This window comes from Pseudonocardia lutea (assembly GCF_042658055.1).
Taxonomy (GTDB): domain Bacteria; phylum Actinomycetota; class Actinomycetes; order Mycobacteriales; family Pseudonocardiaceae; genus Pseudonocardia; species Pseudonocardia lutea.
This window is the reverse complement of record NZ_JBHSQK010000108.1, coordinates 19,227-37,976: the sequence shown is the minus strand read 5'-3', so window position 1 is coordinate 37,976 and position 18,750 is coordinate 19,227. Positions and strand designations below refer to the sequence as shown.

Below are 18,750 nucleotides of genomic sequence, written 5' to 3'. Positions count from 1 at the left end.
TCCGGTCCCTCAGCCGAGGAACACGTTCCGCCGCTGGCTCAGCAGCCGGTACAGGGTGTGCTGGATGGTCTCGCGCACCTGGTCGGTCAGGTTGAACACGAGCATCGGGTCCTCGGCGTCCGCCGGGGTGTACGCGTCGAGCGAGATCGGCTCGCCGAACTCGATGTACCACTTCGACGGCAGCGGGACGAGACCCAGCGGGCCGAGCAGCGGGAAGGTCGGCGTGATCGGGAAGTACGGGGCGCCGAGCAGCCGGGCGAGCGGCGGGACGTCGCCGATCTTCGGGTAGATCTCCTCCGCGCCGACGATCGAGCACGGGATGATCGGCACGCCGGTGCGCAGGGCCGCCGAGACGAACCCGCCGCGGCCGAAGCGCTGCAGCTTGTAGCGGTCCTTGAACGGCTTGCCGATGCCCTTGAAGCCCTCGGGGAAGACCCCGACCAGCTCGCCGGAGGACATCAGCCGCTCCGCGTCGGCGTTGCAGGCAAGGGTGGCGCCGTTCTTGCGGGCCAGTTCGCCGATCAGGGGCAGCTTGAACATCAGGTCCGCGCCGAGCAGCCGCAGCCGGCGGCCGGCGGGGTGCTCGTCGTGCAGCGCCTGGATGGTCATCAGCGCGTCGAGCGGGAGCGTGCCCGAGTGGTTGGCGACGATGAGTGCGCCTCCGGTGTCCGGGACGTGCTGCAGGCCGATCGTCTCCACCCGGAACCAGCGCTCGTAGAGCGGGCGCAGCGCGGGCGCGAGCACCGAGTCGGCGAGGTCGCGGTCGAAGCCGAACTCGTCGACCGTGTAGTCGCCGGAGAGGCGGCGGCGCAGGAAGCGCAGCACCTCCTCCAGCGCGGCCTCCCAGGCCGGCGGCTCCGGGTCCGGCACAGCCGCGACCGGCGGCACCGCGGCGCTCCCGGCCTGCGCCTCCTCGGGCACCGGGCGGGGGCGCGGCGTGCCCGTGGCCGGGCGGCTGCGGGTCCGCGGGGTCTCCCGCGTCGGCTCGGTGCCCGCGCGGGTCCGCGCGCCCGGGCGGGTACCGCCGCGGTCGCCGCCCTCCCCGAGCCGCCACCGGGTACGCCCCCCGGTCTCGTCCGCCCGCAACGGGATGACGCGCGCTTCCGGCACCCGAACCCCCTCCGAACTCCCCTGCGACTGCTTCCCGTTCCCCGACCGCCGCACCATGCTTCCCCCCGGACGCGCGGGCCGCTAGTGCAGCATCCGCGCGGCCTGCAGCACCGTGCGCTCGGCCGCCTGGATCCGCTCGGCGCCGAGGACGGGCCGGAGTGCGCGACCGCGCACGTAGTCGTCGAAGGCCTGGACGGTGGTCCACCGGGGGTGGAAGCCGAAGCGTTCCTTCAACCGGGTCGTGTCCACCACGCGTCCGAAGTTGAGGAAGCGCATCTGCTCGGGCGAGTAGTCCACGACGCGCGCGCCGCGCAGGAACCGCCCGACCGGCCCGACCAGCGGCGCCGGGACCGTGACCTGCACCCGTCCGGCCCGGCGGACGGCCTGGGAGAGCATGAGCACGCCGTCCGCCGCGACGTTGTAGACCCCGGGGTGCTCCTCGACGGCGCCGCGCTCGAGCACGGCGAGCGCGTCCTCCTCGTGCAGGAACTGCAGCCGGGGGTCGAAGCCGAGGATCGTCGGGACGACCGGCAGGGCGAAGTAGCGGGTCAGCACCGTCTCGATGCGCGGGCCGACGTAGTTGCAGAAGCGCAGGACCGTGGTGGTGACGTCCGGCCGGCGGCGGGCGAAGCCGCGCAGGTAGCCCTCGATCTCGGCGGCGTCCTTGGCGTAGCCGCCGGTGGGGAGGTCCTTCGGCGTCATCGACTCGTCGAACAGCGCGGGGTCGCGCGAGCCGGAGCCGTAGACGGCGGTGGTGGACTTCAGGACGACGCGCCGCACCCGCTCCGACTTCTGGCAGGCGGCGAGGAGCTGCATCGTCCCGATGACGTTCATCTCCTTCATCGCCGTGCGGCCGCCGGACGAGCCGGGGCCGGCGGAGAGGGCGGCGTGCACCACGGTGTCGACGCCGGCGCCGGAGATGACCTTGGCGATGAGCGGGTTGCGGATGTCCGCGCGGACGAACTCCGCGCGACCCATGCGGCGCAACATGTCCCGGGACGGCGGCACGGTGTCCACCCCGAGCACGCGGTCGATCGCGGGGTTCGCGGCGAGCCGTGCGGCCAGGTTGCCGCCGAGGAAACGACTGACACCTGTCACCAGCACGACGGAGGGAGCGTCGCCGCCGCTGGTGCGGTCGGCGTCGCGGGGAGATCCCGTGCCAGTCACGGACCCGACCTCGTTCGTCGTGCGACCAGGGACCCCGGGTGCGACCCGGGCCGGCGGACCCCGGCCCGCCCCTCGACGGGACGGGCCGGGTCACACCTCACTTGCCGAGCTTGCGACGCTGCACGCGGGTCTTGCGGAGCAGCTTGCGGTGCTTCTTCTTGGACATGCGCTTGCGACGCTTCTTGATGACCGAGCCCATGCGCCGGTACCTCCTGTGCTCACTGCTTCGCTCGCGGCCGGGAGCCGGCCCGAGAGGGTGTGTCCCCGCCGCGCGGCGGTCGCGCGCACGCGGGTGCACACGGCGAGACGATGACCGGTGGCCGATCCTACCCGGCACCCGCCGGGCCGACCCGGCAGGGCGGGGTCGTAGCGGGTCGTGGACTGCTCCGGGGTGCGGGCCGTGGGCGCCGACGCTCCCCGCTCCGCGCGGCTCGGCTCAGCCCGCGTCGAAGTACGCGTGCCGCAGGTAGTCCTCGACGGCGCGCTTCGGGACGCGGAACGAACGACCCACCCGGGCCGCGGGCAGCTCCCCGCCGTGCACCAGGCGGTACACGGTCATCTTGGAGACCCGCATCATGGCGGCGACCTCCGCCACGGTCAGGAACTGCACCGCGGCGATGTTGTCGATGCGTTCGGGCTGCCCTGAATGCCCTGGCTGCTGCGTGGTCATCCGGACACCGCCTTCCCTGGAGAAGTCCACGGTCCCGCCGGGGTCCTCCCCCGCGCGGCGTGTTCCCCGTGAGGATAGCGGTGCCGGTGTGACGCCCTCGACACACCATGCCACTCGGGCAGGGAATTCAGCCGCGCGTCAGGGTGAGAGGCGGTCCTTCGTTCGGGTCAACGGTTCTGCACCGAGCGTCCCAGCTCCACCGAGCGGTCCCGCGCGGCCTCGATCGCGTCGATGAGGGCCGCCCGGACGCCGTGCCGCTCCAGCTCCCGGATGGCCGCGATGGTCGTGCCGGCCGGGGAGGTGACGGCCTCGCGGAGCAGCACCGGGTGGTCGTCGGACGCGCGCAGCATGGTCGCCGCGCCGAAGGCGGACTGGACGATGAGGTCCGCGGCGACGGCGCGCGGCAGGCCGAGCAGTATCCCGGCGTCGATCATCGCCTCGACCAGGTAGAAGAAGTAGGCGGGGCCGGAGCCGGAGAGCGCAGTGACCGCGTCCTGCTGGCTCTCGGGGACGCGGACCACGCGGCCCACGGAACCGAGCAGCTCCTCGGTGAGGGCGAGGTGCTCGGCGGAGGCGTGGCTGCCGCCCGAGACCGCGCTCATCGCCTCGCCGACGACCATCGGCGTGTTGGGCATGACCCGCACGACCGGCGTCCCCTCGGGCAGGCCGCCCTCGAACAGTGCGGTCGGCAGGCCGGCGCACAGCGAGACGACGAGCGTGCCCGGGGTCAGCGCCGCCTTCAGCTCGGTCAGCACCGGGGCGATGTCCTGCGGCTTCACCGCGACCACCACGACGTCCGCCTTGGCCGCGGCGCCCGCGACGTCGGTCGACTCCACCCCGAGACGCCCGGACAGCTCGGCCGCCCGCTCCGGGTGCCGCTCGGTGAACACCAGGTCCGCCGCGGGCCGGCCCGCCGCGAGCAGCCCCGACAGCAGCGCCTCGCCGATCTTGCCGGCGCCCAGAACCGCGATTCGTGTCATGGACCGACGGTAACCGCCGGGATCCGGGCAGGTCGGGGAGGGTGTGCGCGGACCGGCGCTACCTCGGGGGCAGCGGGGAGAGCGCGAGCTGGCGGGCCTGGCAGACCACCCGGCCCGTCGCGTCCCGGACGGTGCAGTCCTCGTCGAACCAGGTTCCGGCGATCATCTGCGAGCGCGACTCCAGGGCGAGCCAACCGGGCGCGGGCCGCGCCCGCAGCAGGGCGGTGAGCTGCACGGTGGGCGCCCAGCCGCGGCCGCCGCCGCGGTTGAACACGGTCGGCGGCAGCGCGTCCCCGGCGAGCAGCGCGAACAGCGGGTCCGGCTCCTCGCCGCGCGGGCGCATCCAGCCGCGGACGACCGGGTCCGCGGTCTCCTTGCGCAGGAACGCCATCGTCGCCGGGTCGTACCGCGCCTCGGTGGCGGCGGCCAGCCCCTCCCCGGGCGTGCGGACGTCCGGCACGAAGTCGATCGCGTCCGCGGGCGGCTCGAGCGGCATCGAAGACTCGGCGAGCCAGCTCGGGTCGGCCTCCGGCAGCGTGCCCGCCGTGACCGTGGCGGAGAGCAGCAGCCTGCCGTCCTGGGTCATCCGGGCCGCCGCGACCGACGCCTGCCGGCCCAGCTTGAGCACGTCCGTCTCGAGCTCGACCGTGCCCAGCTCCGGGGCCCGCAGGAACTCGGTGCCGACCACCACCGGGTCCAGCTCCGTCCCCGCGCCGTGCTCCGCGCCGAGCCGCGCGAGGGCGGCCTTGGTCAGCAGCACCATCAGCAGGCCGCCGTGGGCCTTCCCGCCGATGGAGAAGAGCGTGCCGAGCTCCGCGGTGAAGCGGCCCCCGCCCTGCTCGGTCAGCACGGTGGACGCCGCGAACGGTCGCTCGACGGTCACGTCGGTGGGAGCCATGAGACGGATGTATCACGCCGCGAGAGGTCCGGCGGTGTGATGCGCGCCGCTCAGGCCTGCGGCGCGGGCTCCGGGAGGGACGGCTGCTCCGGGATCGGGAGGACCGGCGGCAGCGGCGCGACCAGGTGCAGACGCGCGTAGACCAGGGCCTCCGCCAGCAGCGTCGACCGCTGCTCCCGGGTGCGGCACCGGCGGGTGCTGACCTCGAGGACCACGACCCCCTCGCGCGCGAACCGGCCCGTCGCCAGCCGCTCGCAGACCTCGGCGCAGGGCTGCGTGCCGCGGCCGGGGACCAGGTGCTCGTCCCGGGGGGCGCCGGTGCCGTCCGTGAGGTGCAGGTGGACCAGCCCGTCGCCCATCCGGTCCAGCATGGCCAGCGCGTCGGACCCGGCGGCGGCGGTGTGCGAGAGGTCGAGCGTGTAGAAGCGGTGGCCGACGGCGGTCGGGTCGAAGCCCGGCGCGTAGGGCACCGTGCGGATCCGGCCGCGCGCCACCGGGAACATGTTCTCGACGGCGAGCCGCACGTCCGCCCGCTCCCCGGCGCGCGCCACCTCGTCGGCGAAGACCGCGGCGTAGCGGCGCTGCCAGCGGAAGGGCGGGTGCAGCACCACGGTGCGCGCCCCGAACCGCTCCGCGGCCGCGACCGACCGGCGGATCCGCGTCACCGGGTCCGACCCCCACACCCGCTGCGTCACGGCCAGGCACGGCGCGTGCACGGCCAGCACGGGTACCCCGTACCGCTCGGCGAGCCGCTCGACGGCCCGCACGTCCTGCGACACCGGGTCCGTCCACACCATCAGCTCGACGCCGTCGTACCCCAGGTCCGCGGCCAACTCGAAGGCCGCCGCGGCGGGCTCCGGGTAGACCGAGGCGGTGGAGAGGGCGACCGGCGGGGCGGGGATCACCGTTCCAGCAGTACCAGGATCGCGGGTGAGACGGTCAGCAGCAGGCCCACGCCCACCGCGAAGGCGGTGGTGCGCAGGTCGTCGTTGCGCAGCAGGGCGCGGACGCCGAGCACCAGGCCCACCGTGATGATCACGGCGGCGGCGAGCGCGACCACCGGCAGGTTGAACCAGAGGTAGCGGAAACCGACCCAGACCGCGGCACCGACGAGCGCACCCGCGATCCACTGGCCGATGACGACGGCCCACCCCTGCGGCGTGCCCTCGTCCTCCTCCGGCTCCTCCTCGACCCGTTCCGGGGCACGACGGCCGAGGCCCGCGGGGGCCCGGTAGGTGTCGTCCCCGTACCCGCCGTCGTACCCGTCGTCGTGGTCGTCGTAGCGGTCGTCGTGGCGCTCGTCGAGGCGCTCGTCGAGGTCGTCCTCGTCGTGCAGGAGCGGGGCGCCCAGCTGGGTGGGCGGGCCGGCCTCGTCCTCGTCGTCGTCGATCGGCGGGGCGCCGAACTGCGTGGGCGGGCCGGCGTCGTCCTCGTCCGCGCGCGCGGGCGGGGCGCCGAAGCGGGTCGGCGGGCCGCCCGCGTGGACGGAGCCGAACGGGGCGGTCAGCGGGTCGTCCTGCGGGGTCCGGACGCGGCCGAGCTGCTCGGTCCCGGGCTCGCCCGGCCGTGCGGGGCGCCCGTTCGGCGGCTGCCCACCCGGGGGTCGGGGTGCGCCGGTCGTCGAAGGCCCGGCCCACGCGTCGGCGCCCGGTGCCTCGGGGCGACCGGGCTGCGGACGGCCGAAGGGCGCGGGCCCGTTCGGGGCGGGTGCGGTGCCGTTCCGGCCGGGGGCGTTCGGGCCGACGCCGTTCCGCCCGGCGCCGCTGCCGAAGCCGTTGCGGCCGCTCGCGCCGCTGCTCGGGGCGGCACCGTTCGGGGCGAACCCGTTCGGGCCGCCGTTCGGCCCGCCGTTCGGTGCGAAGCCGTTGTGGCCGCCCCCGTTCTGCGGGGCACCGTTCGGGCCGAAGCCGTTCGGTACGGCACCGCTGCGGCCGGCGCCGTTCTGCCCGGGGCGCACCTGTGTCGCCTCGGCCCCGGCCCACGGGCCGAAGCCGGTCGGCGCGGCACCCGTCGGGCCACCGCTCCGGTCGCCGTCCGGGCGGGCGTCGTCCGCGCCGCGGCGGCCGGGCGCGGGAGGTCCGAAGCCGAGGGCGGCGTTGCTCGGCGCGGCGGGCCCCGGACCGAACCCGGTACCACGCTCGTCGCCGGGCTCCTCCTCGGTCTCGCGCTCGAGGCGGGGGCCGCCGCGGCCGCCGCGCTCCCAGGGGGACGCGGGGTCCGGGGCCTCCGCGGTGCGCCAGGGCTCGGGGGCCACCGCGGGAGCAGGCTCGGGCCGCCAGGTCTGCGTGCCGCCGTGCCGGCCGGGGACGCCCGGGCCCTCCGCGGCGGGGGGAGCGCCGACCGGCTCGCCGTCGTCGACCTCGCGGCGCCGTCGACGCCGCCCGGACGCCGCCGTCCCGCCGTTCTCGGCGAGCAGCTCGGCGACCGTGCGCTGTCTCGGCTGGTCGGTCTCTGGGCTCATCCGCTACACCGTGCCTCGTACGACGTCAAGCGTCCAAGTGATGTGGGCGCGTCCTGCGCCGAGCGGTCGTCCCTGGTCGACCCGTCGAGGGTGTCGAGCCGCCGCAGGATCACTCCCTCGCGCAACGCCCACGGGCAGATGTCGAGTTCCGTCACCTTCAGGGCCCGCATCGCGGCCTCCGCCACGACGGCACCGGCGACGAGCTGGTGCGCACGGCTGGCGCTCACGCCCTCGAGCTCCGCGAGGTCGCCCGACGACATCCGGCTGATGAACGACCCCAGCTGCCGCAACCCGGCGTGGGTCAGCACCCGCCGCGCGCGCATGCCCGCGCCGGAGGGCGCCGCCCCTGTCAGCCGGGCCAGCGAGCGGAAGGTCTTCGAGGTGCCGACGGCGAGGTCCGGCTCTCCCAGCTTGCGCAGCTCGCGCGCGACCGGCGCGAGATCGGCGTCGACCTTCTCCCGCAGCGCCTCGAGCTCGCGGCGCGAGGGCGGGTCGCCCGTGAACCACTCGCGGGTGAGCCGGCCGGCCCCGAGCGGCAACGACGCGGCCGCCGCCGGGTGCTCGTCACGGCCGGCGGCGAGCTCCAGGGAACCCCCGCCGATGTCGAGGCACAGCAACCGCCCGGCCGACCAGCCGTACCAGCGGCGGACGGCGAGGAAGGTGTAGCGCGCCTCGTCCTCGCCCGGCAGCACCTCGAGCGCGACGCCGGTGTCGGCCCGCACCTTCGCGAGGACGGCGGCGGAGTTCGTGGCGTCCCGCAGCGCGGAGGTGGCGAAGGCCAGCAGGTCGTCGCACCCCAGCTCGGCGGCGGAGTCGCGCGCGGTGTGCACGGCGGCGATCAACGAGTCGACACCGACCCGGCTCAGCGCGCCGTCCGGCTCCAGGTGCTCCGCCAGCCGCAGCTCCGCCTTCTGCGAGGTCGCGGGGGTGGGGTGGCCGCCCCGCCGGGCGTCCACCACCAGCAGGTGCACGGTGTTGGAGCCGACGTCGAGCACACCCAGTCGCACGCGATCAGGTTAACCAATCCGTGCCTCCCCCGTACCCGCACCGTGATCGGGGCCGCCGGGTGGTGGCGGCACCGGATGCCGCGCTCGTGGGAGTGCCGGGGGTGCGACCACGGGCGGTGGGCGCGGTCGCCGGGTGGGGCCCGTGGGCGGGGTCGCCGGGCAGTCGGGCGCGGGCAGTCGGGCGCGGGCAGCGCGGGCAGTCGGGCCCGGACAGTGGAGCGCGGGCAGTCGGACGCGGGCAGGGGAGCGGCGGGGGCGGTGCGGTGCGTCCGCCCCCGCCGCCGGACCTCAGGCGTCCCGGACCTCAGGCGTCGGCCGCGCCCACCTTCCCGCGCCGGCGCGCGGTCCTCGACCGTCTCGTCGATCCCGCGGGGTCGGCGGACGTCCCGTCGCCGCCGCTGTCCGCGTCGTCCGCGGAGCCGGGTGTCCCGGCGTGGGCGGAGTCCCCGGACTCGTCGTCCGTGTCGTCCTCCGCCTCGTCCTCCGCCTCGTCCTCCGCCTCATCGGCCGCCTCGTCCTGTGCCTCGTCCTGTGCCTCGCCCGTCGCGGACTCGGCCGACTCCTCCTCGGCGGAGTCGTCGGAGTCGGCGGAGTCGGCGGAGTCGGCGGAGTCGGCGGAATCGGCGGGCGCCGGGTCCCCGTCCTCGTCGCCGCTCCGGTCGTCGAGGCCGCCCGAGGACCCCTCCTCCGCCGCGGCCGCGTTCAGCGCCTCGACCATCGCCTGGGCCGCCAGGCGGACCTCCTCGTCGGACAGCGCGTCGGGATCCCCGTCACCGGCGTCGTCCCGGTCCGCCTCGGCGTCCAGCTCCACCTCGCCCTCGGCCTCGTCGCCGGCGCCCTCGTCGGCCTCGTCGCCAACGCCCTCATCGGCCTCGTCGTCGACGGCCTCATCGGCCTCGTCGTCGACGGCCGAATCGGCCTCGGCAGCGGGACCCTCGTCGCCCTCGGCCGCGGCCTCGTCGGCCTCGGCCTCCGCACCCTCGTCGGCAAGGCCCTCGACCTCGTCCTCGCCGCCCTCGTCGGCCCGGGCCTCGGCACCTTCCTCGGCGTCGAGGTCCTCGTCCGCCTCCGCGCTCTCGGCGAGCGTGTCGTCCGCGGGCTCGTCGTCCGCGGACCCGTCGGCCTGCGCCGCGGCTCCCCCGTCGGTCTCGGGACCGGCATCGGCGTCGTCGCCCTCGGACCGGGCCTCGGCGTCCTCGGAAGCCTCGGCCTCCTGGGAGTCCTCGCGGTCGAGGGCCTGGTCACTTTCGGTACCCTCCTCGCTCTCGTCGCCCTCGACGTCCTCGTCGTCGACGGCTCCGGAGGCCTCGGCGTCGAGCACCCAGTCGGCGTCGCGCGGTGCCGGGGCCTCGGCCTTCGCGTCGCCGGACCCGGCGCTGCCGGCGTCCGCACCCTCGCCGGCCTCCTGCTCCGAGGCCTCGGTGTCCTCCGCGGCCGCGCCGTCGGGGGCCTCCGCCACGGTGTCGAGCGGGAAGATGACCTCGGACTCCGCCTCGGCGGTGTCGTCGGCGCCGCTCGCCGGCCGAGCCGGCTCCGCCTGCCCGTTCTCGTCCGCCTCGGGCGCCGAAGCGGCCCCGATGACGGCCCGCACCAGCTCCTGCTGGGCCTTCAACAACTTCTGCAGGGTCTCGAAGACCTCGTCGTTGAACGCGATCATCGCGTCCTGGAGCCGGGACGAACCTGACGGGTCCGATCCGGAGCCGGCGGCCGATTCTGCTGACGACATCGTCGCCTCCTCGGGTGCGGGGGTCCTGTGGGCGCCCGGATCCCCCACCACGCGCCCGCGCCAATCCCGATCGCGGCCGTCCCGGAAAAGTGACTCCGGTCGTCCTACGGCGACCCCGCCGATCGGACCGGCACCGAAGGCCGATCGGCCGGTCGACGCCGGGGGCGTCAGCGCCAGGGCCGGTCGACCTGACCGCGCGTGTAGCGCCGGGTCCGCCGGTAGGAGAGCAGGTCGCCGTCGGCCTGCACGAGCACCTCGTAGATCGCGAGGATGTCGGCCGAGTCCGGGATGCGGTGCGTCTCGACGACCTCGATCCCGACGCACCAGTCGCCGTCGCGCGGCTCGATCGAGACGACGGTCTCCGGGCGCCGGCCGGTCAGCACCCGGACGTGCTCCGCCGCCCGCCGGGCCACCCGGACGATCGAGCCGGCCGGCCGGTCGCCCGCGGACCCGTCGCCGCGCCCGTCCCGCTCCGCGCCGTCCTCCCCGCCGGTCCCCTCGGCGTCCTCCCCGGTGGTGTCGTCGGTGGTGTCCTCCGTGGGCTCCCCCGCGCTGTCCTCGGCGGCGCCGCCCTCACCGGTCTCCTCGGCCTCCTCCGGCGCCCGGGCGGTCTTCTCCTCGGCGCCGGCGGGCCTCGCGCGTGCGCTCCGCCGACGGCGCGGGGTCTTCGGGCTCTCGTCGTCGGCCATCCCACTCACCCCTCGTCCTCGGCGTCCCCGCCCCCGGCGGGCAGGCGCCTCTCCCGCGTCGTGCCGTACAGGTACAGCCTGTCCGTCGCCTCCGCGTACTGCAGGAACGTGTCGACGCTCGCCACCACGATCCGGATGTCGATGGTGAGGATCTCGAGCCCGAGCAGGGAGACCCGCACGAACACGTCGATCACCAGGCCCCGGTCCAGGATGAGGTCGACGACGTCCGCGAGGTTCGAGTCGTGGCGGTGCCGGGTGACCGGCGGGCCGGACGAGCGCGTGGTCGTCACGGACACGGGCCACCTCCGATCCGGGACGTGCGGACGCCGGGCCGCGCCCGGTTCGTGATCGCACCTGCCGCTGACCGCACCACGGCTCTCCCTTCGCCGCCGGAGGCGCCGGACGCCCCTCCGGGACCCGGTCGGGTACCTCGGTGCGACCACGATGCCCCCGGACCGGCGTCGTGTCGGGCGAATTGCGACGATCGGCGCCCACCGGTCGCGCGACGGGCGGCACCCGGTGTCCGCAGGACGACGGCGCCGCCGCGCGTCGCGCTCAGGCCGGTGCGGAGTGCGGCCGGCCCCCGCCCAGCAGTGCGACGACCTCCTCCTGGTCCCGGCGCGACGGCAGACCCCAGCCGGGCTCGTAGCCGTACACCTCCCGCAGGCCCCTGGCCACGGTCTGGCCGTCGAGGATCTCGATGTCGTCGGTGCGGATCAGCCCGGGGTGCTCGACGCCCGCCGCCTCGGCGACCTTGCCCAGGTCGCGCCGCAGGGTCAGGACGTAGTTGGCCAGCCGCGCCGACTTCAGCGTCGGGTCGAGGCCGTGCGCGAGCCAGCGGTTCTGCGTGGCGACCCCGGTGGGGCAGGTGTCCGTGTGGCACTTCTGCGCCTGGATGCAGCCGATGGCCAGCATCGCCTCGCGCGCCACGTTCACCATGTCGACGCCGAGGGCGAACGCGACGACGGCGTTGTCCGGCAGCCCGAGCTTCCCCGCCCCGACGAAGACCACCTGCTCGTGCAGGCCGCGCAGGGCGAACTCCCGGTAGACGCGGCTGAACCCGAGCCGGAACGGCAGGGCGACCGAGTCGGTGAACACCAGCGGCGACGCGCCGGTCCCGCCCTCGCCGCCGTCGACGGTCACGAAGTCGACCCCGCGTCCGGTCCGGGCCATCAGGTCGGTGAGCTCGGTCCAGAACTCCAGGTCGCCGACGGCCGACTTGATGCCCACCGGCAGCCCGGTCTCGTCCGCCAGCAGCTCGACCCAGTCCAGCAGCTCGTCCGCGTCCCGGAACGCGGTGTGCCGCGACGGGCTCACGCAGTCCTTCCCGACCGGGATGCCGCGGACCGCGGCGATCTCCTCGGTGACCTTCACCCCGGGCAGCAGGCCGCCCAGGCCCGGTTTGGCGCCCTGGCTCAGCTTGATCTCCAGCGCGCGCACCGGCGCCGACGCGACGCCCTCCTTCAGGCGCCGCAGGTCGAAGCGGCCCTGCTCGTCCCGGCAGCCGAAGTAGGCGGTGCCGATCTGCCACACGAGCTCGCCGCCGCACCGGTGGTGCGCCGAGATGCCGCCCTCGCCCGTGTTCTGCAGGCATCCCGCGGCCGCCGCGCCCCGGTTGAGGGCCTCGATCGCCCGGCCGGACAGCGACCCGTAGCTCATCCCGGAGATGTTGACCACCGAGTCGGGCCGGAACGCGGCGCGCCGGCCGCGCGCCCCGCCGAGCACCTTGGCGCACGGCAGCCACACCGAGTCCTCGCCCTGCGGGTGCGGGTGCGCGGGGGCGGTCCGGCCGAACGTCCGGTGCTTGATGATCACGTAGCCGGGGGTGTGCTCGACGTCGTTGTCGGTGCCGAACCCGAAGTAGTTGTTCTCGCGCTTGGCCGAGGCGTAGACCCAGCGGCGCTGGTCGCGGCTGAAGGGGCGCTCCTCGTCGTTGCCCGCCACGACGTACTGGCGCAGCTCCGGCCCGATCGCCTCGAGCAGGTACCGGCCGTGGCCGAGCACGGGGAAGTTCCGCAGCAGCGCATGGCGGCGCTGGATCAGGTCGTGCGCCGCGACGCCCAGCCCGGCCGCCCACGGAACCCACCGGCCCCATCCCACGGCGGCAGTGTGCCCCGTCGGCGCGCGGCCCACACCTCCCGCGGCGCGCGGACGCTCAGCTCTCGAACTTGTAGCCGAGCCCGCGCACGGTGACCAGGTGCTGCGGGGCGCTGGGGTCCTTCTCGACCTTGGCGCGCAGGCGCTTGACGTGCACGTCGAGGGTCTTGGTGTCGCCGACGTAGTCCGCGCCCCACACCCGGTCGATGAGCTGGCCGCGGGTGAGCACCCGGCCCGCGTTGCGCAGCAGGTACTCGAGCAGGTCGAACTCCTTGAGCGGCAGGGCGACGTCCGTGCCGTCGACCGACACCACGTGCCGCTCCACGTCCATGCGCACCGGGCCCGCCTCGAGCACTCCGGCGCCGTCGGCGTCGCCGGTGCCGTTCTCGCCGCCGCGCCGCAGCACGGCGCGCACCCGGGCGATCAGCTCGCGGGCGGAGTAGGGCTTGGTCACGTAGTCGTCGGCGCCCAGCTCCAGCCCGACGACCTTGTCGATCTCGCTGTCCCGCGCGGTCACCATGATCACCGGGACGGTCGAGCGGGAGCGCAGGGCCTTGCAGACGTCCGTGCCGCTCATCCCCGGGAGCATGAGGTCGAGCAGGACGATGTCGGCGCCGTTGCGGTCGAACTCCTCCAGCGCCTCCTGGCCGGTCGTCGCGACCGCTGCGGTGAAGCCCTCCTTGCGCAGCAGGAAGGCGAGCGGGTCGGCGAAGGACTCCTCGTCCTCGACGATCAGCACTCTGGTCATCTCATCCTCCAGCTCGGCCGGTCGCTCCGGCCGGGTCTCGGTCGGGGGCCCGGACCGCCGCGGGGTCCTCGAGGGAGGGGTCCGGCGCGGCGGCACCGGTGGCGGGGAGCCGCATGGTGAAGGTCGATCCGGTGCCGGGGCGGCTCCACAGCCGCACCTCGCCACCGTGGTTCGCGAGGACGTGCTTGACGATCGCCAGCCCGAGGCCGGTGCCGCCGGTCGCGCGGGAGCGGGCCGGGTCCACCCGGAAGAACCGCTCGAACACGCGCACCTGGTGCTCCGGCGCGATGCCGATGCCGCGGTCGGTCACCGCGATCTCCACCCAGCCGTCCTCGAGCCGGCGGGAGACCGAGACCGACGCGTCGGGCGGTGAATAGGCGATGGCGTTCTCGAGCAGGTTCGACAGCGCCGTGACCAGCAGCGTCCGGTCACCGGCCACCACCAGGCCGGAGGGGGCGTCGACGGTGATGTCGATGCCGGCCGACTCGGCGGAGAGCCGGGAGCGGCCGAGCGCCTCGTCGACGACCTCGTCGACCTCGACCTCCTCGAGGTCGGGCAGCGCCTCGGCCCCGGTCAGCCGGGACAGCGCGATCAGCTCGGTGACGAGCGCGCCGAGCCGGGTCGACTCGCGCAGGATCTTCCCGGCGAAGCGGTGCACGGACTCGGGGTCGTCGGCCGCGTCGAGCACGGCCTCGGCGAGCAGCCCGACCGCGCCGACGGGCGTCTTGAGCTCGTGGCTCACGTTGGCCACGAAGTCCCGCCGGGTGGCCTCCAGGCGCACCGCGTCGGACATGTCCGCGGCCTCGACGAGGGTGAACCCGTCGCCGAGCGGCCGCACCACGGCGACGACGGCAGCGGGCTGGCGGCCGCGCACCTCCAGCGGGGCGAGGTCCACCTCCACGTCCGTGGAGCCCTCGAGCACCTTCTGGCAGGCCGCCCAGGCGCGCGGATCGGGCCGGCCGGCCCGGACCACGCCGAGCTCGGCGGCCCGCCGGTTGTGCAGGACGACGTCGCCGGTGCCGGAGAGCACGGCCAGTCCGGACCCGGTGGACCGGAACACGCGCTGGAGGAGCTCGGCCAGCGTCGGCACCCGCCGGCGCTCCGGGCGGGGCCGGGCGGGGCGGGCGTGGCGGCGGCCGATCAGGACGCCGGCCCACAGCCCGGCGCCGAGGACGACGGCGACCAGCACCACGGACGCCACTGCGTTCACGAGGCCATCGTAGGCAGCCCTACCAGGGCCGACGCCAGCTCCATCGGCCCCGAGTGAGCCGCCTGACTCGCCGCGCGAGGAGTTTTCCGCCCCCGTTCACGGACCGTTCACCCGGCGGGGGCGGGACGGCTCAGCTCCGACGGTCGCTCCGCTCAGCGCCCCTGGTTCGCCACGCCCTTGATGGCCTCCTCGGCCGCGGCCGGGTCGAGGTACTCGCCGCCGGGCACGGTGGGCCTCAGGTCGTCGTCGAGCTCGTAGCGCAGCGGGATGCCGGTGGGGATGTTGAGCCCGGCGATGTCGGTGTCGGAGATGCCGTCGAGCTCCTTCACCAGCGCGCGCAGCGAGTTGCCGTGCGCGGCGACGAGCACGACCTTGCCGGCGCGCAGGTCGGGGACGATCGCGTCGTCCCAGTACGGCAGCATCCGCTGCACGACGTCGGCCAGGCACTCGGTCAGCGGCGCCTGGATGCCGGAGTAGCGGGCGTCGCCGTCCTGCGACCACTCCGAGCCCTTCTCGATCGGCGGCGGCGGCACGTCGTAGCTGCGCCGCCAGACCATGAACTGCTCGTCGCCGAACTCGTCGCGGATCTGCTTCTTGTCCTTGCCCTGCAGCGCGCCGTAGTGGCGCTCGTTGAGCCGCCAGTCGCGGCGCACCGGGATCCAGTGCCGGTCGGCGACGTCGAGCGCGAGGTTCGCGGTGTTGATCGCCCGGCGCAGCACCGAGGTGTGGACGACGTCCGGGAGCAGGCCCTTCTCCTTCATCAGCTCGCCGCCGCGGCGCGCCTCGGCCTCGCCGACCTCCGAGAGCGGGACGTCGACCCAGCCCGTGAAGAGGTTCCTCAGGTTCCAGTCGCTCTGACCGTGACGCAGCAGCACGAGTGTGGGCATGCGCGACAGCTTGCCAAACGGGTGCGGGCGGCGCTGTCGGTCAGCGCTGTCGCTCCGGGCACACCCCGGGCGGCGGCACGGCCTCCGGGTCGCGGGTGAGCCGGCCGAGCATCGCGCGGGCGATCTCCTCGAGCTGGGTGACCTGCTCCGGGGTCAGCGCGTCGAAGAGGTTCTCGCGGACGGTCCGGACGTGCCCGGGCGCCGCCGCGCGCAGCGCCGCGTAGCCCTCCTCGGTCAGGGTGCAGAAGGTGCTGCGCCGGTCGTCCGGGCAGGGCCGCCGGCAGACCCAGCCCTTCCGTTCCAGCCGGGTGACGGCGTGGCTGAGCCGGCTCTGGCTGCTCTGCGTGGCCGAGGCCAGCTCGCTCATCCGCAGCGTGTGCTCCGGGGCGTCGGAGAGCATGGCGAGGATCAGGTAGTACGCGTGCGGCATACCGGAATCCTGTTGCAGCTGCCGGTCGAGGGCCCCGTCGAGCAGCGTGGTGGCCGCGACGAACGCCAGCCACGCCCGCAGCTCGGCGGGGGTGAGCCAGCGGGTGTCGTCCATGTGGGCCAGCCTACGCCGGATCTGTTGAACATTCATCTGTCGCGGTCTACGGTGTGGTTGAACTTTCACAGAGAGGCAGGCCCATGCCCGTCCAGCGCCTGAACCACGCCGTGCTCTACGTCCGCGACGTCGACCGCAGCACCGCCTTCTACACCGAGGCCCTCGGGTTCCGGGTCGTGGCCTCCGTACCCGGGAGGGCGGCGTTCCTGCAGGCGGAGGGTTCGTCGAACGACCACGACCTCGGCCTGTTCGGGATCGGCGACACCGCCGGGGACACCACCGCCGGGCGCGGGACCGTCGGCCTCTACCACCTGGCGTGGGAGGTCGACACCCTCGCCGAGCTCGACCGGATCCGCGGTGTGCTGAGCGCGCACGGCGCGCTCGTCGGCGCCTCCGACCACGGCAGCACCAAGGCGCTCTACGCGAAGGACCCGGACGGGCTGGAGTTCGAGGTCAGCTGGCTGGTCCCGGCCGAGCTGCTCGGCCCGGACACCGGGATGCGCACCGCGCCGCTGGACCTGGAGGCCGAGATCGCGCGCTACGGCGCCGGGACCCGGGGAGGGATCGGCGTCTCCGTCCCCTGACGGCCCTCAGCTCGCCGGCGCCCCGACGAGATAGCCGTCCCGGGCGCTGAACTGGGCGGTCAGCGTGAAGCGGTCGCCGCGCACGAGCGTGTGCCGCCACTCCACGGCCCGCCCGCCGGAGCTGCCGAGCCGCTCGATGGCCAGCGCGGCCACGCCCGCGTCGACCCCCAGCAGGCGGCGCTCCTCGGCGGTCGGCACGACCGCCCGGATGTTCTCCCGGCCGCCCGCCACCCGGATGCCGCACAGCCGCTCGAGCTCGGGGTAGACGCCGGTGTGCGTGAAGTCGACATCGAGCAGCGGGGCCGCGACCTCCTCCGGCAGCCAGACCCGGTCGACGGCCAGCGGCTCGCCCTCCGCGAGCCGGAGCCGCTCGAGGTGCACCAGCGGGGTGGACTCCTCCAGCCCGAGCCGGGCCGCGACGACCCCGTCCGCGCGGACGTCGAGCGTGCGGACCACGCTGCGCTGCTCCCGGCCGGTGGACTCGACGGCCGAGAAGAGGCTGTAGAGCGAGCCGAGCTGCTGCTCGATCTCCATCGGCGCGGCCAGCCGGGGTGCCCGGCCCCGCCCGGCGACGACGACGCCCTCCTCGCGCAGCCGCCGCAGCGCCTCCCGCACGGTGTGCCGGCTGACCCCGTACTCGCCGACGAGGGCGAGCTCACCGGGGAAGGAGCGGTCGAACTCGTGCGCGTCGAGCCGCGCCCGGAGGTCCGCCAGCAGCTGCGCCCACAGCGGCTCGGCACCCTTGCGCACCAGGGGGCGCGCGGCCATCGCGTCCTCCCGGGATCGACCGTCGGCGTTCGACCGAGGGTATCTCGCGCGGTCGGCGCCCCGGGCCGAGAGGCGCCCGCTCTCACACCGGTCCGGGCGCGTCCGCCGGTGGTTGCGGCGTCCGGCGGCGCGCCCGGTACACCCGCCGGCCGATCAGGACGAGCCCGCCCAGCACCGCGACGACCGGCAGCATCGGCACCACGAACCCGAGCGCGGCGAGCGCGGCCCGCCCGAGGGCGCGCAGCCCCTCCCAGCCGACGGCGAGCCCGCCGAGGAAGCCCGACGGACCGGGCCCGGCCACGGGCGGGGCCGGCAGCAGCGCGACCTCGACGGTCGCCAGCGCGACGGAGTCCTGCAGCACCGCGAGCCGGCGCTGCAACGACTCCAGGTCGGCCTCGCGGGCGGCCAGCTCGGACTCGATCGAGACGATCTCGCCGATCGTCGTCGCCCGGTCCAGCAGCGCCCGGACCCGCGCCACGCTCGCGCGCTGGGCCGCGACGCGACCGTCGAGGTCGGCGACGGGCGCGCTGACGTCCTCCGCCCGGCTCGTGCGGGAGGTGACCGTGCCGAGCCCGGCGAGCCGCCCGGTGAGGGCGTCGAGCCGCTCGGCCGGCACCCGCAGGGTGAACCCGGCGGAGCCGCCGGCCCCGGTCCCGGCGCGCTCGTCGGCCACGAACCCGCCCACCGCCGCGACCGCGGTCCGGACCTCCGCCGCGGCGGCCGCGGGGTCGCCGACCTGCACGGTCAGCTCCGCGGTGCGGACGACGTCCCGGCCCGGCGCGACGTCGGTGAGCGGGGCACCGCCCGGCGCCCCGGCAGGGCCGGTCGCCGGGGCAGACCGCGCGGAGTCGGCGTGGGGGGCGGGAAGAGCCGGGTCGGGCGCGACCACCCCGGCCTCGGCCGACGGCGCCCCGTCCGGCGCGATCCCGGGCCCCACGGCCCCGGGCCGCACCGTCGAGACCGCCACACCCGAGGAACCACCGGTCCCCCGCAGCGCCACCCCCGTCACGACCGACGCCGACGCCAGCACCACCACGCCGACCGTCACCCGGACCGCCCACCTGCGCATCTCCCACCCTCCTCCGTCGTCGGGGGAAGGACGGCGGAAGGCCCCGATCCGGTTGCACGGGGAGGGGACGCACCATGGATCCACACCGCGTTTGAGGAGCGGGCGCCGTCGACGTTATGGATCCACGACGCGTCC

19 protein-coding genes and 1 pseudogene are annotated in these 18,750 nt (G+C 75.4%); 1 reads left to right on the top strand and 19 read right to left on the bottom strand.

The window, feature by feature from the left end; translation table 11 throughout:
- Positions 1–9: 9 nt before the first annotated feature.
- The 17 genes and pseudogenes from ACFQH9_RS30025 to ACFQH9_RS29945 form a co-directional block, all read right to left on the bottom strand.
- A complete protein-coding gene (locus ACFQH9_RS30025) occupies positions 10–1,110 on the bottom strand; it encodes a lysophospholipid acyltransferase family protein (RefSeq protein WP_379571456.1) in 1,101 nt (366 codons plus the stop codon).
- 81 nt (positions 1,111–1,191) lie between these two features.
- On the bottom strand, positions 1,192–2,208 hold the full coding sequence (locus tag ACFQH9_RS30020) for an NAD-dependent epimerase/dehydratase family protein (RefSeq protein ID WP_379571454.1): 1,017 nt from the start codon (positions 2,206–2,208) through the stop codon (positions 1,192–1,194).
- Between the two features lie 166 nt (positions 2,209–2,374).
- On the bottom strand, positions 2,375–2,476 hold the full coding sequence (locus tag ACFQH9_RS30015) for a 30S ribosomal protein bS22 (RefSeq protein WP_010241351.1): 102 nt from the start codon (positions 2,474–2,476) through the stop codon (positions 2,375–2,377).
- 237 nt (positions 2,477–2,713) lie between these two features.
- Positions 2,714–2,947, bottom strand: coding sequence for a helix-turn-helix domain-containing protein (locus tag ACFQH9_RS30010; RefSeq protein WP_379571452.1), 234 nt, complete (start codon positions 2,945–2,947; stop codon positions 2,714–2,716).
- 167 nt (positions 2,948–3,114) lie between these two features.
- Positions 3,115–3,927, bottom strand: coding sequence for a pyrroline-5-carboxylate reductase (gene proC, locus ACFQH9_RS30005; RefSeq protein WP_379571450.1), 813 nt, complete (start codon positions 3,925–3,927; stop codon positions 3,115–3,117).
- Between the two features lie 58 nt (positions 3,928–3,985).
- Complete coding sequence (locus tag ACFQH9_RS30000) at positions 3,986–4,825, bottom strand: thioesterase family protein (RefSeq protein ID WP_379571448.1); 840 nt, start codon at positions 4,823–4,825, stop codon at positions 3,986–3,988.
- Positions 4,826–4,875: 50 nt separating this feature from the next.
- Positions 4,876–5,727 (bottom strand): sugar phosphate isomerase/epimerase family protein, encoded by an 852-nt coding sequence (locus ACFQH9_RS29995; protein ID WP_379571545.1) that lies wholly within the window; start codon positions 5,725–5,727, stop codon positions 4,876–4,878.
- Complete coding sequence (locus tag ACFQH9_RS29990; protein ID WP_379571446.1) at positions 5,727–7,286, bottom strand: hypothetical protein; 1,560 nt, start codon at positions 7,284–7,286, stop codon at positions 5,727–5,729. The genes ACFQH9_RS29995 and ACFQH9_RS29990 overlap by 1 nt, the downstream gene beginning before the upstream one ends.
- Positions 7,283–8,293 carry a Ppx/GppA family phosphatase gene (locus ACFQH9_RS29985; protein WP_379571444.1) on the bottom strand — a complete coding sequence of 337 codons (1,011 nt, stop codon included), beginning with the start codon at positions 8,291–8,293 and terminating at the stop codon, positions 7,283–7,285. The genes ACFQH9_RS29990 and ACFQH9_RS29985 overlap by 4 nt, the downstream gene beginning before the upstream one ends.
- A gap of 304 nt (positions 8,294–8,597) precedes the next feature.
- On the bottom strand, positions 8,598–10,019 hold the full coding sequence (locus tag ACFQH9_RS29980) for a putative sodium/potassium/calcium exchanger (protein ID WP_379571442.1): 1,422 nt from the start codon (positions 10,017–10,019) through the stop codon (positions 8,598–8,600).
- Between the two features lie 167 nt (positions 10,020–10,186).
- A complete protein-coding gene (gene gvpO / locus ACFQH9_RS29975) occupies positions 10,187–10,708 on the bottom strand; it encodes a gas vesicle protein GvpO (protein WP_379571440.1) in 522 nt (173 codons plus the stop codon).
- A 67-nt stretch (positions 10,709–10,775) separates the two neighbouring features.
- A pseudogene (gene gvpJ / locus ACFQH9_RS32290) lies at positions 10,776–10,998 on the bottom strand (gas vesicle protein GvpJ); the annotation flags it as partial.
- Between the two features lie 265 nt (positions 10,999–11,263).
- A complete protein-coding gene (locus ACFQH9_RS29965; protein ID WP_379571438.1) occupies positions 11,264–12,808 on the bottom strand; it encodes an FMN-binding glutamate synthase family protein in 1,545 nt (514 codons plus the stop codon).
- Positions 12,809–12,863: 55 nt separating this feature from the next.
- Positions 12,864–13,553, bottom strand: a complete 690-nt coding sequence (locus ACFQH9_RS29960; RefSeq protein WP_379571436.1) for a response regulator — start codon at positions 13,551–13,553, stop codon at positions 12,864–12,866.
- Between the two features lies 1 nt (position 13,554).
- The gene (locus tag ACFQH9_RS29955; protein WP_379571543.1) at positions 13,555–14,754 is read right to left on the bottom strand and encodes a sensor histidine kinase; all 1,200 of its coding nucleotides are present in this window, start codon (positions 14,752–14,754) and stop codon (positions 13,555–13,557) included.
- A 161-nt stretch (positions 14,755–14,915) separates the two neighbouring features.
- Positions 14,916–15,650, bottom strand: a complete 735-nt coding sequence (locus ACFQH9_RS29950; RefSeq protein ID WP_379571434.1) for a phosphoglyceromutase — start codon at positions 15,648–15,650, stop codon at positions 14,916–14,918.
- 40 nt (positions 15,651–15,690) lie between these two features.
- Positions 15,691–16,194 (bottom strand): MarR family winged helix-turn-helix transcriptional regulator, encoded by a 504-nt coding sequence (locus ACFQH9_RS29945; RefSeq protein WP_379571432.1) that lies wholly within the window; start codon positions 16,192–16,194, stop codon positions 15,691–15,693.
- A gap of 83 nt (positions 16,195–16,277) precedes the next feature.
- Between ACFQH9_RS29945 and ACFQH9_RS29940 the strand changes: the two genes are divergently transcribed.
- On the top strand, positions 16,278–16,778 hold the full coding sequence (locus ACFQH9_RS29940; RefSeq protein ID WP_379571430.1) for a VOC family protein: 501 nt from the start codon (positions 16,278–16,280) through the stop codon (positions 16,776–16,778).
- A gap of 6 nt (positions 16,779–16,784) precedes the next feature.
- Here the strand turns inward: ACFQH9_RS29940 and ACFQH9_RS29935 are convergent, their stop codons facing one another.
- The gene (locus ACFQH9_RS29935; protein ID WP_379571428.1) at positions 16,785–17,546 is read right to left on the bottom strand and encodes a GntR family transcriptional regulator; all 762 of its coding nucleotides are present in this window, start codon (positions 17,544–17,546) and stop codon (positions 16,785–16,787) included.
- Positions 17,547–17,628: 82 nt separating this feature from the next.
- A complete protein-coding gene (locus tag ACFQH9_RS29930) occupies positions 17,629–18,615 on the bottom strand; it encodes a DUF4349 domain-containing protein (RefSeq protein ID WP_379571426.1) in 987 nt (328 codons plus the stop codon).
- Between the last annotated feature and the right edge of the window lie 135 nt (positions 18,616–18,750).